Here is a 16,081-nt window from a genome sequence, read left to right on the forward strand (position 1 = left end):
TAAGATAAAAGTGTTTCATCTGAAATTTCCCGTAAAACTTCCAAAATTCTTCCGTAATTTGCAATTAAGTTGTTCATTGTAAATGTTTTGTAGCAAAAACAATTTACTGGTTTTCAATCGAATGAACAACTTATTTTTTTGCATTCATAATGCACAACGGGTAAATAATATTATTTATTTAATAAAAATAGATATTTATTCTTCCTTTAAACCATCTTCCAGATATTAATTATTGTTAATAAAAATAAAAATTGATATTAAAAAACGTTATAACAGTCCTATCATTTTTTCTTATATTATAATGTAAAAAGCCAGGCAAACAATTTAAGAAGATTCATACATGCCATGGATAAAGGAAATTACAAAAAAAAACAGATAAGATAATTCTAATTTTATGGAAATATAATATCTACAGATTTATCGTTCAAATAAAGTTTTAACTGACTTAAAAAAATTGATTTTATGACTTTGTTGGCTTTGTTCAAAAAAATCTACTTTGGAATATATGGAAAGTAGATGATAAAATGAGCTATACAATTTTTGCTTAATCTGGCTGGAGCAAACTGAAAATGTTTAAATATAATTCTGTCTTCGTAAGCCCCCCAATGTCACCATTTCTTTATTCTTTTATACCAGATGGTAAACTTCCATTGCAATACCTTTTAATGGCTCCCACTCAAAGGTCTTAAAAAAGTTCGGATTGCACACATTGGCACACAACCTACGAAAGAAAGTTGCCTAAAGAGGGCAAATTTTTCCTTTTTTGAAGAATTAAACAAAGTTCACCTAAAATAAAATCCGTCTCACAAACTCGTTGTGAGACGGATACTTCTTATGTTTTGTTTATTGTTTTTAATCAATAATTATTTTACTTCTTCGAAGTCTGCATCCTGTACATCTTCAGCTCCGGCGTTTCCACCAGCATTCTGAGCTCCAGCACCTGCATCAGCACCTGGCTGTTGACCCGCTGCATATAATTCTTCAGAAGCGGCCATCCATGCTGCATCTAACGCTTCAGTCTTAGCTTTTACGTCATCGGCATTTTTAGCTTCGAAAGCTGTTTTTAATTCTGCGTGAGCTGCTTCGATTGCTGCTTTTTTGTCAGCAGAAAGTTTTTCACCGAATTCTTTCAATTGTTTTTCAGTTTGGAAGATCAATCCGTCAGCTTTGTTGAAGATTTCAACTTCTTCTTTTCTCTTAGCATCCGCTGCAGAGTTTTCCTGAGCTTCTTTCTTCATTCTTTCGATTTCTTCGTCAGAAAGACCTGAAGAAGCCTGAATTTTGATAGACTGCTCTTTACCAGTTCCTTTATCTTTAGCAGATACACTTAGGATACCGTTAGCATCAATATCGAATGTTACTTCAATTTGAGGAACTCCTCTTGGTGCTGGTGGAATATCCTGAAGATCGAATCTACCGATTTCTTTGTTATCGTTGAACATTGATCTTTCCCCTTGTCCTACTCTGATACTTACAGCTGGCTGATTGTCAGAAGCTGTAGAGAATACTTCAGATTTTTTAGTTGGGATCGTAGTGTTCGCTTCAATTAATTTAGTGAATACAGAACCCATTGTTTCGATACCTAAAGAAAGCGGAGTAACGTCAAGTAGTAATACATCTTTTACATCACCTGTCAATACACCTCCCTGAATAGCTGCACCGATAGCTACAACCTCATCCGGATTAACTCCTTTAGATGGCTTTTTACCGAAGAATTTTTCTACTTCTTCCTGGATAATCGGGATTCTTGTAGAACCACCTACCAAGATTACTTCGTCAATATCAGAAGTTGATAAACCAGCATCTTTTAATGCTTTAGCAACAGGCTCCATAGATCTTCTTACAAGATCAGCAGATAATTGCTCGAATTTAGCTTTTGTTAAACTCTTCACTAAGTGTTTAGGACCTGTAGCAGTAGCTGTGATATAGGGTAAGTTGATCTCAGTCTGCGGAGAAGAAGATAATTCAATTTTCGCTTTTTCAGCTGCTTCTTTTAATCTTTGAAGAGCAATTGCGTCAGATTTTAAATCTACACCTTCTTCAGCTTTGAACTCATCAGCCATCCAGTTGATGATCACATCATCAAAGTCATCACCTCCTAAGTGAGTATCACCGTTTGTAGACAATACTTCGAATACACCGTCTCCTAAATCAAGGATAGAGATATCGAAAGTACCACCTCCAAGGTCATATACTGCGATTTTCTGATCTTTATGGTTTTTATCAAGACCGTAAGCTAATGCTGCAGCTGTAGGTTCGTTGATAATTCTTTCTACTTTAAGACCTGCAATTTCTCCAGCTTCTTTAGTAGCTTGTCTCTGTGCATCGTTAAAGTAAGCAGGAACAGTGATTACCGCTCTTGTTACTTCCTGTCCAAGATAATCTTCAGCCGTTTTCTTCATTTTCTGAAGGGTCATTGCAGAAATTTCCTGTGGTGTATATTCTCTATCGTCGATTTTTACTTTTACAGTATCGTTTGGTCCGGCAACTACTTTATAAGGTACTCTTGTGATTTCAGAAGCATCATCTTTGAAGTGAGTTCCGATAAATCTTTTGATAGAGTAAACAGTTTTTGTTGGATTCGTTACAGCCTGTCTTTTTGCAGGATCACCTACTTTTCTCTCTCCATCTTCCGTAAAAGCTACGATAGAAGGAGTAGTTCTTTTACCTTCTGCGTTAGGAATAACAACAGGGTCTTTACCCTCCATTACAGCAACACAAGAGTTGGTCGTTCCTAAGTCAATTCCAATTATTTTACTCATAATATTTTATATTTTTTCTATTTTTAATTTAATTTACACTCTCAATTTCTCAATATCTGTACCATTCGAAGAATTGTGACAAAATGACACAGAACGAAATTATCTCATGATCATGCTTTCACTTAAATCCGGTAATAAAGTATCCTGAGACACCTCTGAAAAATATATTTATTAATAAATGGGGAATACAGTGAATTTTGTACAATTTGTCACACTAGGAGCTAATTTGAAAAGACAATACTATAAAAGGGGAAAAGATTACTTTTCCCCTTTTTCAGATTATAAATTAAATTAAAATTTTTAACTACGGTTTTACGACAGGTAAGTAAACGGAACAATTGGCTCCATTCTGAATAAACAGTTTATTGTTTTCGAACTTTATTTCTTGTCTATAAGTTCCGAATCCGCCCCCCATCTTAAATGCCTGTATAGCATCAATAAAAAACCTGCCTCCTTTCATATACAACACTGCATTAGACCCTGAGGTATCTTTACCAAGCAATTGCTCTGCTGTTTTCTCATTTTCAGCATAGAGTTTTTCGACGGTACCATTGCTGTTGAAAATGATATAGTCTTCATGCTTCTTTAGATCTGATCCTCTGTGCATTTCAAGTTTGGGTGGAACAATATTGAATTTTCCTTTTGTAATATAGGTTCCCTCTAAAATATAGAGCCTATCAAAATACAAAAGTGGAAAATTCGCAGTTTCAAAACCTTGTATCTTTTTTAAAAGCTTACTTCTAACATGTTCGAGTTCTGCCGACTGACATGAGAACATTGAAAAGAAAGACAGGTAAATAAGAAATCCAATTACTGTTTTTTGTGTTACCATGATGTAAATTCATTTACTGTTTGATACTGAAAATATGGTGCCCAATTATTGGAAAGCATCAAAAATGCAGGTTGAGGAGAAATCCATCGATGAGCCAATACATTCTGAATTCCATGTCTGATCCATTCAGAATTGACACCTATCCTGAAGTTGCCCCATCCAACATATGCTGCTCCGAGTCTATATCTTGGCCCTTGCTCCGCTACAAGACCATGGGTATATTTTTCTCCATAAGCCCCAGGAAGATAATCATCACGCCCATATTTTCTCATTTCTCTGTAATCATACTGGTATTTTGTTTTATTTTCAGGGTTTTCCTCATAAGTAGAGCTATTTCTTGCTCCTGTAAATAAGTTGAATCCTGCATGGAAGTCACCTATTGATAAAGACATTGCAGCCGTTCTGTAGCTGTCATTATTATCTCCTAATCCTATCTTTCCAAATGGTGCTCCGTCATTTTCATAAGTAAGAGAAAAATCTCCACTTACCAATTTTACTATACCCGTACGTTGTTCATGCAGCCCGCTCCACATATTGGTTCCAAGCATAACTCCTAAATTCCCTTCGGTACCTAATGTTCCAGCCATAATAGATTTTCTATATTCCCAACCGCTTAATCCACTTCCGGCATGAGATATTTTATAGCTTACCCCAAATCCTGCAGCAATACCAAAATCTCCTTTACGATAAGATACACTAAAGCTTGCACCTACACTAAATCCTTTTCCAAAGGCGATAGATGGAGAAACAGAAAAGCCAAATCCTCCTCCAAGGTCCATAGAATAACTTGGCATTAAACCACTCACCAGTCCTGTTGCAGCATATCCCGCAATAGCTCCCCAGATGAGTGCACTGGAAGCTCCACCATCCAAAGCTCCCATAATAGCTCCGGAAACAGCTCCTCCCAGAATAGAAAGGCCAAACTGTCCCCAGTTCCAGTTACCCGTCTGTATTGCATGACCAATATAACTGGTGGCTCCCATCACAGCACCGATGATAGCTCCCACGTAAACTAATACCCATGCAAATTCTCCACCTTGGTCAATAAACATCAGAGGATTATTCAGTACATACCCAAATCTATTATAATTCTGGCTGTTGAATGAATCCTGAATAAAGTTATCAACTGACAGAAAGGTATGCAATTTAGGGTCATACATTCTTCCATTCATATGAATCAATCCTACCTGGAAAAAATGTTCATGCCCGGTATAGCCTCTTTCAATCATTAAATCCGGAGAACCTTTAAGGCTTACTTTGGTACCATTTTGCTCAAGATACATTAAATTTCCCCATGCATCAAAATGCCTTTTTTCTTCAGCTTTCCCAACTTCATCAGAAATAGCAAGAATGGTTCCCTGATAATCTCTATGAAGATAATGCAGCCCCTCCTTCATAACTTGCCCGGTGACATAAAAATCTTTGATATAAGCTGCCGGTGCCGAATACGGATTCCCTGCTATATAAGTAATAATCCTTGTTCCCAGAGCAGTAGCACTAGGCTTTCCCGGATAACTATATTCTATAACTTCTACTGTATTATCATCTGAATAGCTTTTATGACGCCCATAGAATAAAAAGATTTGTTATAATTATATTCTGAATTGGATCTCGTCTGATGGATATTATAAGCAAATCTTGCCAATTGATTATTATCTTGTGTAATCTCAACCGGATTTTTATAAGCGTTATAGGAAATCTGCTGCAACTGATTAGCAGGAACAGAGTAGTATGAATCCCCTGAGGGATTTAAATTAATACCTTTCTTTCTATATCTGTTGGCACTTTCATATTTGTACTCGCCTACTACACTGTTGTTATCAATTCTTCCGAACCCATCATAGCTTTGGGTCTGATTTCCTGCAATATCAGTCCATGATATAAGACGCTGCATGGCATCGTATCCGAAATTTTCAATTATACTGATTGGTACAGCATCGTTCTTACGTTTGTTGAGAAGCCCGCTGATATCATCAAAATCATACGTATTACTTAATATTACCGAATTAGAACCATTGATATGCTTGCTCTCCTGTAAGAAATTATTTGCACTGTACTGATTCGTAATAGAGACTCCGTTTCCAAGGGCAGCAATCAGAATACTTCCTTTTTCATTAATTTCGTTCAGCTGCCATATTATTGTTCCTGCTGTATTTTTTATTTTGTCCAAAAGTCCACAGGAAGCATATATATTTTCAATACCATAGCTGCTGCTGAGCGAAGCCATTAAAGTTTCCTTAACCTCTGTTTTGGTTCTACCAAAGTTATCATAAGTAAAATGTTTTGTAAAAACTGCTGTTCCATTATCTTCCACTCTTTTTTTAAGTCTATAAAAGCTATCATACTCATTGGTATAGGAGTTACTTACTCCGTTAGAGGATCCTGTTTCAGCAGTGAGAAATCCATTAGCATCATAAGAATATGTAATTTTAATATCTGTATGGTCACCGGAAATATCTTTTTTAGCAAGACGTCCAAACTGATCATAAGCATAATCCGTTTTTCCTTTTGGATTAATTTCTTGCAATAATTGTCCAAAATTATCATAAGCATAAGTATAATCCCCCCCTACAGATGGATCTGAAACTTTAGTTTTCCTTCCCCATCCATCCTGTTCCACATTAATGACATGGCCTTGGTAATTGGTTGATTTCAGTGCTCCATTGGCATAATAGCTGTAGTTAATTATACCTCCGTTATCTGCCAGCTTAATTTTATTTCCCCATTCATCTTTGGTGATGGTTTGTGTTTTTTGTCCATCTATAACTGTTGCAGATAATCCATTATATGACGATGTAATTATTTTTCCAGACGGAAAATTCACCTTCACAACCCTTCCGTAACTATCAAATTCGGTAACGGTCCATTTACTTGGAGTTGAAGTTGAAAAATAAGGATCGCTTTCCCTGTAGGCTCGGTCCAGAACATCATAATCTGTTCTTTTTTCGATCCATTTATTATTAATCGAAAGAGCTCTCTCAAGACGTTTACGCCCCCAGTTATCTGTAATTGTTTCCTGAACTGCGCCCGTAGGATCTGCTATTCTCAGCTTTGTCCCATTATTGAAATCTCCAGAAGTAATCCATTCATAAGACAGCTGTGTAACATTTCCATAAATATCTTTTTCTTCAGATTTTCGTTGCCAGTTGTCATAAGTATAAGAAACCGTCTGATTAAGATGATTGGTTTTAGAAAGCAATACTCCAAAATCTGTATCATAACTAAACAGTGACGAAGCTCCCTGGATATCCGTGGATTTTATAGGAAATCTGCCGGACGGATCATACTGCATTTTTTCTTCTCTTGGCATCATACCTGGAGCAGAAAGTGTTTTCAAGATTGAATTACCAAACGGATCATAACTGATGTCTTCTGTAATATAATCCGTATTGTTCCCTTTTTTTCTGGTTTGGGTGACCAAATTTCCGGTATATGAATATTGCTCTTCTGTAGAATAGGTATCTATACCCAGAGCCTGCGTAACCGTTTTTTTAAGTATTCTTCCAATATAATACTGACTGTTGGCAGGAGCAGCATTATCTTCATAATCTACCAAAGTAATTTTTTCTCCTCCGTTGGCAACATTTCGTATTCTCTTCGGGTTATAATAAGTGTCATACAATTCATAATACTGGTTGGTGGTAACTCCAGCCAAATTATCAATCTGCTGTACTTGTGTTGGAAGATTTACAAAGACTTTATTCGGAAGAAGAGATGTATTATAGGTATTTATTGTTTTGGAAATAAATGATGACGGTGCTGTAAAACTCACTGCACCACTCATCTGGAAACTTTCTGATATGGCTCCCCTCTTTTGTGGATCCTGCAGAGATACTGACCATAGCGGCTGAGTGATATTTCCTCCATATACTGTAGATACTGCAAGCCCTTTAAACCCTATAAAGCCTAATCCTTCCATATTAACAACAGCTCCTTTATACTTGTAATCCTGGATCTTTGTTTCTCCGTTGAAGCTTTTTTCAACACGTTTCACAAGTTTTATGGAAGGAGCAATATTCAGATTGATGTAAGGATATTCCTCAGAATTATCTGCAACATAACTACCGGTACCACCTCCCGTATCTACTGCCGTATCATAAGTAATATCTGTAATCAGATCATTTTCTTTGATTCTTTTGAGGGTAACATCTACCCTGTTATCTTTTTTGAAAGAAACATACTTTATTTTATCCCCTCCAAAGAAAGCGTAATCCAGATTCTGATTGGTAACATTAGGATTATTTAAAAATATAGGAGTTCCTTTATTGGTCGCACCGCCATAAGTATGGTTATTCTGCCAGCTGTCTATATAAGCAGAAAAGTTTGGAAGTCCGTTGGTATCACTTCCCATATTGTATTTCACCCCTCCCCTGTCTCTTACAGTATAATTATCTCCATAAGTCAGGTATGGATAATTTTTTGCGTATCCGTCTTCAGGAACATTATAAGGAGTAAGAATGTCATGATAAAACATATCTGCCTTTCCATCACCATTAATATCCGTAAATGTATAATAAAACTGCTGCAGCATATATCCGCAGAGGTTATTAGGATAGTTTCCGCCGGATGTTATGGGATAACATACATTATCAACTTTAGGTTTGAAATATTTGGCACCAATATCTCTTACCGTTGCTTCAAAGAAGTTACCATTGGATATCAGAATATACCAATTGGAGTTCGCATCTGCTATCGGAGTAATAATATCTGTTTTCCCATCACCATTGAAATCAGCAATATATACAGGGAATTCAGCCTTGATAAGATTACCGGAGAATACTGCTTTCTGTACAAAAGCCCCGTTTTTCATTCCCAGAACAACAATTTGCCCGGGATTGACAACATAAATATCCAATACATTATCTCCGTCAAAATCTGCTGCATAAAGTTTTGAAACCGATAGTACTGCAGTATTATATCCCAGTACTGAAGGTTGCTGCGGTGCTGAATTATTTGGATCAAGCTTCAGCATATAAACCGTAGAGCCACTCACGGTGTATCCTTGTGTACAACAGTCAGGTGGCGGTTTTTGTGTTGTATCGGCTGATGCGTTTTTTAACGCTCCACAATAATAAGTTTGGTTGATGCTGTAGGGAAGTGTAATAGCAAGAAGATCTGAAATGCCATCGCCGTCAAAATCCCCGCTTAAATATCTTTTCGGAATTCTGGAATAATAAGTATTGGATCCATTGATCACAATACACCTTTCATTGAGTGCATTGGCAAATTTGTATGAATTCGAAAATGCCAGATCCAATGAGTTGGTTGTGTTATTAGGAATATAGTTATTGATCTTAACTGTTTCCTCATCACTCAGGTTGCTACCGCCTGTGCCCGCATCAGTAACCGTGCTTACAGCATCCAGGTTATAGAATTTGTTATTGCCCAGCACTAATTTTGTTGAAAAAATATCAGTAAACTTCTCAATATTGGTAAGACTTCCCGACAAGTTAGAATTAGTTACAGCCAATTGAGTAGAATTGAAGCGATACAACTTGTCCTTGGAATTAGGATAGGTCATGAAATCTATAGATCCATCATTATCAAAATATCCGGAAGTATACTGCCAGTTGGAATTATCATAAGCCGGAGATACGGCGGTTACAGTCTTCGAATTATTTGTGAGCCCGTTCTCCGTAGTATCATATTCGAATAAAACAGGTTTTACACTTTCACCACTTCCATTAAACTGTTGTACACTAATAAGTCTCTCATAATTCAGGGAAGTAGTATTATATGTCAGCTCATATTTTCGGAATAATTTATTGTTTCCAAGAATTTCAATTCTATCCAGTTTTCTTTCTGAGTGAATAACCCTTGAACTGTATATATAAATTTGATCAGACCTTGATGCGGCTTTATAATAAAAATTAATCTTATTAATATTCTGGGTAGGATTGACAACAGAATTGTTTCCATACTCAATAGATTTTATGTAAACATATCCATTGATGCTTTCATAAGAGAACTTAATTCTATTCCCTTGAGGATCTTCCATAGACACCATTTTCCATTCCAGAGAATTTCCAGCCTGCGAATTATTATCTACATACCCGTACTTCGCAATTCTTCCATCAGGATAATAGACTGCAAAATACTCTGGACCTTCCGCAATATAACCGTAGGATATTATTTTATTGTTTGAATAATTCTCGGTCTGATATTCCGCACCATTTTGTCCGTATATTCCGGATTTCAAAATCAGCCTTTGTCCATCCAATGTGAAGCGGTCCTTATCGTTGAAGTTTACAGCATCAATAAGTCCGTCATGAAATTTGGTGGAAGCCACTCTTGTAATAGAGGAAATTCCTGTAATATTCCATCCCCATCCGGCAATTCCGTTTCCTGCCTGACTAGAGTAACTCAGGGAAATCCCGGGAGCAATATTCTTAATTCCGGGGAGTGTGGCAATAGGTATTGAATAACTGGCACCTCCAGTGGGAGATACGGATAGTTCGCCGCCAGTTTGTCCCGTGCTCTGTGCATTTATCCATCCAACCGCCCAAAAGAGCAGGGATAAAAGAGATAACTTTTTTCTCATGTTAGCAAGTTTTTTATGGTTATTGTTTAAGAATCTTGTAGGTCAGTTTTTCTCCTGTATTCAGATAGAAAATGACAATGTACATTCCTATTGGCTGATCTGAGAGGTCAAGGACTGCTTTGTTTCCTCTTTTGTCAAGCGCGATCTCTCTGTATTGGGTAAAATTATAAGCTACATATTCTGCTTTTTCAATCATACTCCCAAGCTCGGAAGACCAGACCAGCGTAGCTTTATCCTTGGTTGGATTAGGATAGATCTTCACCTGATATTCAGAAGGAGGAAACTCTTTTTTGTCTGTAATACCATTTGTTGCACTCTTTGAGTGGGCTGCACAGGTAGCACAGTACTTTCTTTCGATCTGATTCCCCCCATCTTCGTACAGAAATGTAAGGGTCTGTGACTGCAATTTTCCCGACGAGATGATCAGGAAAAAAATTAATAATATAGATTTTTTCATAGAAAAAAATTTGGATTCATTACAAAAATCTATAAAATAAATCACGTTTGAAAAGACAATGCATCTGAAACAGAAAAAACAATTAGATAAATTATCTAAAAATAGATTTTATTTGTTTTTTTAGATAATTTTGAGAATATAACACTAAAACCATGAAAAACCATCAAAAAACTCTATTTGATTTCCTGATTAAGGAATCGGGCGGAAAGAAAAAGCTTGTAGATATAATGATCGAAAAGCTGGCTCTTTCCAATGATACAGCGTACAGGAGAATCAGTGGAAAGAGCCATATTACACTCAATGAAGGTATTTCTCTGGCCTCTCATTTCGGAATCTCACTGGATCAAATCCACAACTCCGGTTCCAGCAATGCAGTTCTTAATAAAGTACATGATATTTATAATATTGATGATCTGGAGAGATATTTTGAATTCTCTATCCGGAGCCTGCAAAAAATAAAAGGAGCTCCTGATGTAGAATTTATCTACGCTGCCAAAGATATTCCCCTTTTTTATTTTATGAAATTTGAACACCTTTATAAGTTTAAAATTTATACATGGCTCAAACTCATGGATGCGGATTTTTTCTCAAAAAGAGTAAGTTTCGAAAAATTTGAAGTTCCGGCAAACATTAAAGAAAAGGCACAGCTTCTGCCTGAAGTATATAATGATGTAAGTTCCACCGAAATCTGGAGTGAGGTTACCATTCATGCACTTCTGGAACAGATTATCTATTTTCATCAGCTTGATTTGATTCTTACTGAAAATGCTTTGGATATCTGCAATGAGATTCTGGATATGCTGAAACAGATAGAAGAAGATACCATCAATGAAAAAAAGGGAAACAAGGAAGTATATTTTAAATTATATCAAAATGATCTGCTGATTATGAATAACAGTGTATTTATTAAATCTGTTGATCAGAAAATACTTTTTATGCCTTACAATATCCTGAGCTATTATTACACTCAGGATAATAGAGTATGTGATAATTATGAAAAAAGTATTAAGCTTATCTTAAAGAATTCCGAGCTTCTCTCTACCAATAATAAAGAACGAAATATTTTTTTTAATAAGATGTACAAGAAAGTGGAAGGCTTAAAAAAAGTCTGAGAGCCCAGGCATAAATAGACTATTTCGTTAATTTCTTTTTTTTACTCTCTTTAAAATTAATCAAAGTTTAACCTAAGAAATAGAGGAAAAATCTTAACTAATCATTATTTTTGATAAAATATACACATTTAGAATGTCAATACACTTTAATCCAAGAGATATTACATGGCTTGCCTTTAATGAAAGAGTTTTGCAGGAAGCTATGGATGAAAAAGTTCCCTTACATTTAAGAATACGTTTCCTCGGAATTTTCTCCAATAATTTAGATGAATTTTTCAGAGTACGTGTTGCCGGATTAAAGCGTGCCATGGATTTTAAGGAAAAAGTGATTGCGGAGTCTTTTTATCAGCCGCCTTCAAAAATCCTTCAGCGAATCAATGAGATTGTCATGAGACAACAGCTTAATTTCGATAAAACCTGGAAAAAAATCCAGACTGAAATGGCTGATCATAAAGTTTTTATTAAAAATTCAAAAAATCTGACAGCAAAACAAAAAGAGTTTGTCAGACAATATTTCGATGAAGTGGTAGAATCCAACGTGATTCCGATTCTCCTACATGAAAATACACCTATGCCCTATCTGAGAGATAAAAGCCTTTATCTGGGTGTAGCTATGAGAAAAAAAGACTGGCAATATTCCAGCAATTATGCCATTATTGAAATTCCTTCCCGTTTTGTAGGAAGATTTGTATTACTGCCAACGGAAGATCCAGAGGAAAAAAATGTAATGTTACTGGAGGATGTTATCACTTTCAATCTTCCGCATATATTTTCTTATTTCGGATATGATGAATTCTCTGCCAACGCTTTTAAAGTAACTAAAGATGCCGAGCTGGATCTGGATAATGATATCAGAACCAACTTCGCTGAAAAGATAGAAAAAGGACTCAAAAACAGAAGAAAGGGAAAACCAACCCGTTTCGTTTTTGATAAAGACATGGATAAAGCTCTGCTGGAACTTCTTATCAGAAAATTGAATTTAACCAAGAAAGACAGTATCATTCCCGGAGGAAAAATCCATAATTTTAAACATTTCATGGATTTTCCTGATGTGTTTGAAAAATATGAACGACCTGTGGAAAGAACATCTTTTACCCATCAGGCGTTTGAACATGGAGAAAGGGTGACTGATGTTATTTTAAAAGAAGATGTCCTTCTGACGTTCCCTTACCATAAATATAATCCGGTGATTGACCTTCTGCGTGAAGCGGCAATGGATCCGGATGTAAAATCAATACAGATCACCGCTTATCGTCTGGCGAGCAGCTCAAAAATTATCAATGCTTTGATTTATGCTGCCAGAAATGGGAAAGAAGTGACGGTAATGCTGGAGCTTCAGGCAAGATTTGATGAAGAATCCAACCTGGAATGGAAAGATATGCTGGAGCCCGAAGGAATTAACGTTCTTGTCGGAATTCCCAACAAAAAAGTACATGCCAAGCTTTGTGTCATCAAAAAGAGAGCACACAATAAAACTATCCAGTATGGATTTGTAAGCACCGGAAATTTCAACGAAAAAACAGCCAGAATATATGGAGATCATTTGCTGCTAACCGCCGACCGTGGCATTATGGCAGATATCAACAAAGTATTCAATGTGTTGAGAAAACCGAAAGATGATTTTATTTCGATTTTGAAAACTTGTAAAAATTTATTAGTTTGCCCTCAATTTATGCGTGAAAAGATTGTTCACCATATTGACAAAGAAATTGAAGAAGCTAAAGCCGGACGAAGAGCAGAGATCATTGTAAAGGCAAATTCTATGAGCGACAGACTGTTGATAGAAAAACTATATGATGCTGCCAAAGCCGGAGTGGTGATCAAATTAATCGTAAGAGGAATCTATTGTGCTGTAAATCAGAAGGATTTTAAAGAAAAAATAAAAGCCATCAGTATTGTAGACGAATATCTGGAACATGCCAGAGTAATGTATTTCTACAATAAAGGATCAGAAGACATGTACATTTCTTCCGCTGACTGGATGACCAGAAATCTGGATTACAGGATTGAAGCAGCCGCTAAAATCACTGACAAAAACCTTAAAAAAGAATTAAAGGATATTCTTGATATTCAACTTAGGGATAATGTAAAAGCCAGAATTCTGGACAAACGACTGAGCAATGAATATATACGAAATGATAAAAAAGAATGTCGTTCACAAATAGAAACCTATAAATATTTAAAAGCTAAAACAACTAAAAAATGAAGATAGCAGCGATAGACATAGGGAGTAATGCAGCCCGCCTTCTTATCAATGAAGTAAAGATCAATAACAGAAAACCTGAATTCATCAAACTGAACCTTCTCAGAATTCCACTGAGACTGGGAATGGATGTTTTCACCATCGGAAAAATAGGTCCAGAAAGAGAAAAAATGGTTATTGATTCCATGAAAATCTTCAGCGACCTTATGAAAATATACAAAGTAGATCATTACAGAGCCTGTGCTACGAGTGCCATGCGTGATGCAGCCAATGGTAATGAAATCATTAATCTGGTAAAGGATACATCAGGAATTAATATTGAAATCATTTCCGGTGATGAAGAAGCCACTCTTATTTATGAAAACCATGTCGCAGAAGGTCTCGACAAAGAATTTGCCTATTTATATATTGACGTAGGTGGAGGTTCTACAGAGCTTACCTTCTACGAAAACGGTAAGATGGTCTACGAAAAATCGTTCAATATCGGAACGATCCGTCTTCTCAACAATCTGGTTACCATGGAAAACTGGAAAGAAATGAAGGATGAAATCAAGGACAATATTGTCAGCAAAAAACCAATCGTAGCTATCGGATCAGGAGGAAACATCAACAAAGTATTTTCCATGAGCAAAACCAAAGACGGGAAACCAATGTCTTTATCTCATTTGAAAAAGGTTTATAAAGAATTCAATGAACTTTCCGTGGAAGAAAGAATGACGAATTACAACCTGAGAGAAGACCGTGCTGACGTACTGGTACATGCTTTGAGCATCTTCAACAATGTGATGTCATGGTCTGATATCAGCAGAATCTTTGTTCCAAAAATTTCGGTGGCAGATGGGTTAATTCATAATATTTACAGTCAGCTGCAACATAAAAAGTAACAACAAACAATACTATTGAAAGCCAGCCATTTTTGAGCTGGCTTTTCACTTTAAAAGTTTTTCCCATTGTCATTGCGAGGAACAAAGTGACGAAGCAATCTTCATATTTTCAAATAATTTGTCATAAAATCTCCTTCTGTCATTAGGTTTTGGCTAAAGCCGATTGAAGAATAATTTATTGTTAGGCGGGCTAAAGCCCACCCCTATTGAATTATTGTATCAAGATATTTAAGACAACATCTTTTATCTTTTATCTTTTATCTTTTATCTTTTATCTTTTATCTTTTATCTTTTATCTTTTATCTTTTATCTTTTATCTTTTATCTTTTATCTTTTATTAAAAAAATTTAAAGTAAAACCTCATCCTCATCCGTCATACCCATATCAATAGCAAAGCAATGAACCCAATCAAAATAATTATTACAGGAGCTACAGGAATGGTAGGCGAAGGTGTTTTAATGGAATGTCTTGAAAATCCTGATGTTTCCGAAATCCTGAGCGTAAGCAGAAAACCTTCCGGAAAAACACACCCAAAGCTGAAAGAATATATTATCTCTGACTTTTTATCCATTGATCTTCATGATGAAAAACTGAAAGGGTATGATGCCTGTTTTTTCTGTGCGGGGATCAGCAGCGTGGGGATGAATGAAGAAGATTACACCAAAATCACTTACGATACAACCATTCACTTTGCGAAAGCTGTTTTGGACCAAAATCCGGACATGGTATTCAGCTATGTCTCCGGAGCAAGCACAGACAGTACAGAGAGTGGAAAACTGATGTGGGCACGGGTAAAAGGCAAAACAGAAAATGATCTGAAAAAGATGAATTTCAAAGGGGCTTATAATTTTCGTCCAGGATTTATGAAACCTGTTGAAGGTCAATTGAATGTAAAATGGTTTTTTAAACCTTTTATTTGGATTTTTCCTGTTTTTTTTCAGTCAAAATCATTAACTTTACACGAAGTGGGTAGAGCAATGATCAAAGTGACACAAGACGGATACCCTACATCTACTTTAGAGATTAGAGATATTAAAAATTTAGCGATATGAGAGACATGTTAAAAAGAATTGTTCTGGTTATTTTTGTACTCTTGCTTGTAACTGCTGTTTCAGGATATTTTTATATGCAGAAACATCCTTTGGAAGGAAATAAATCAGGAACAATTTTAAATTTTCCGGAAAATCTGCAAAATAAATTCATTCTAAAGTTCACTCATCCCAACATAATTTCATCTTTTATCAGAAATAAACCTATTTTTTAAACATTTCTTAAAATTCCATTAAAATA

At 35.9% G+C, this 16,081-nt stretch carries 10 protein-coding genes; 5 read left to right on the forward strand and 5 right to left on the reverse strand.

What is annotated here, in order from left to right; translation table 11 throughout:
• Positions 1 to 863 precede the first annotated feature (863 nt).
• From dnaK to BOQ62_RS18800, 5 genes are all read right to left on the reverse strand, one after another.
• The gene (gene dnaK / locus BOQ62_RS18780; RefSeq protein WP_121488688.1) at positions 864 to 2,762 is read right to left on the reverse strand and encodes a molecular chaperone DnaK; all 1,899 of its coding nucleotides are present in this window, start codon (positions 2,760 to 2,762) and stop codon (positions 864 to 866) included.
• Positions 2,763 to 3,066: 304 nt separating this feature from the next.
• Entirely contained in the window at positions 3,067 to 3,594 is a 528-nt protein-coding gene (locus tag BOQ62_RS18785; RefSeq protein WP_129041928.1) for a hypothetical protein, read from the reverse strand.
• Entirely contained in the window at positions 3,588 to 4,991 is a 1,404-nt protein-coding gene (locus tag BOQ62_RS18790; protein WP_129041930.1) for a polymorphic toxin type 23 domain-containing protein, read from the reverse strand. The genes BOQ62_RS18785 and BOQ62_RS18790 overlap by 7 nt, the downstream gene beginning before the upstream one ends.
• Positions 4,992 to 5,125: 134 nt before the next feature.
• Positions 5,126 to 10,135: an FG-GAP-like repeat-containing protein gene (locus tag BOQ62_RS18795; RefSeq protein ID WP_129041932.1), complete on the reverse strand. Its 5,010-nt coding sequence runs from the start codon at positions 10,133 to 10,135 to the stop codon at positions 5,126 to 5,128.
• Between the two features lie 19 nt (positions 10,136 to 10,154).
• Complete coding sequence (locus BOQ62_RS18800) at positions 10,155 to 10,592, reverse strand: T9SS type A sorting domain-containing protein (protein ID WP_129041934.1); 438 nt, start codon at positions 10,590 to 10,592, stop codon at positions 10,155 to 10,157.
• A 152-nt stretch (positions 10,593 to 10,744) separates the two neighbouring features.
• Between BOQ62_RS18800 and BOQ62_RS18805 the strand changes: the two genes are divergently transcribed.
• The 5 genes from BOQ62_RS18805 to BOQ62_RS18825 all read left to right on the forward strand — a co-directional run bounded on the left by BOQ62_RS18805 (position 10,745) and on the right by BOQ62_RS18825 (position 16,055).
• The gene (locus BOQ62_RS18805; RefSeq protein WP_129041936.1) at positions 10,745 to 11,704 is read left to right on the forward strand and encodes a hypothetical protein; all 960 of its coding nucleotides are present in this window, start codon (positions 10,745 to 10,747) and stop codon (positions 11,702 to 11,704) included.
• Positions 11,705 to 11,837: 133 nt separating this feature from the next.
• On the forward strand, positions 11,838 to 13,910 hold the full coding sequence (ppk1, locus tag BOQ62_RS18810; RefSeq protein ID WP_129041938.1) for a polyphosphate kinase 1: 2,073 nt from the start codon (positions 11,838 to 11,840) through the stop codon (positions 13,908 to 13,910).
• The gene (locus BOQ62_RS18815) at positions 13,907 to 14,791 is read left to right on the forward strand and encodes an exopolyphosphatase (RefSeq protein ID WP_129041940.1); all 885 of its coding nucleotides are present in this window, start codon (positions 13,907 to 13,909) and stop codon (positions 14,789 to 14,791) included. The genes ppk1 and BOQ62_RS18815 overlap by 4 nt, the downstream gene beginning before the upstream one ends.
• A gap of 398 nt (positions 14,792 to 15,189) precedes the next feature.
• Complete coding sequence (locus BOQ62_RS18820) at positions 15,190 to 15,843, forward strand: NAD-dependent epimerase/dehydratase family protein (RefSeq protein WP_129041941.1); 654 nt, start codon at positions 15,190 to 15,192, stop codon at positions 15,841 to 15,843.
• Entirely contained in the window at positions 15,840 to 16,055 is a 216-nt protein-coding gene (locus tag BOQ62_RS18825; RefSeq protein ID WP_129041943.1) for a hypothetical protein, read from the forward strand. Before BOQ62_RS18820 ends, BOQ62_RS18825 begins: the two co-directional genes overlap by 4 nt.
• The last annotated feature ends 26 nt before the right edge of the window (positions 16,056 to 16,081 follow it).

It is taken from the genome of Chryseobacterium sp. CH21 (assembly GCF_004119445.1).
GTDB lineage: Bacteria > Bacteroidota > Bacteroidia > Flavobacteriales > Weeksellaceae > Chryseobacterium.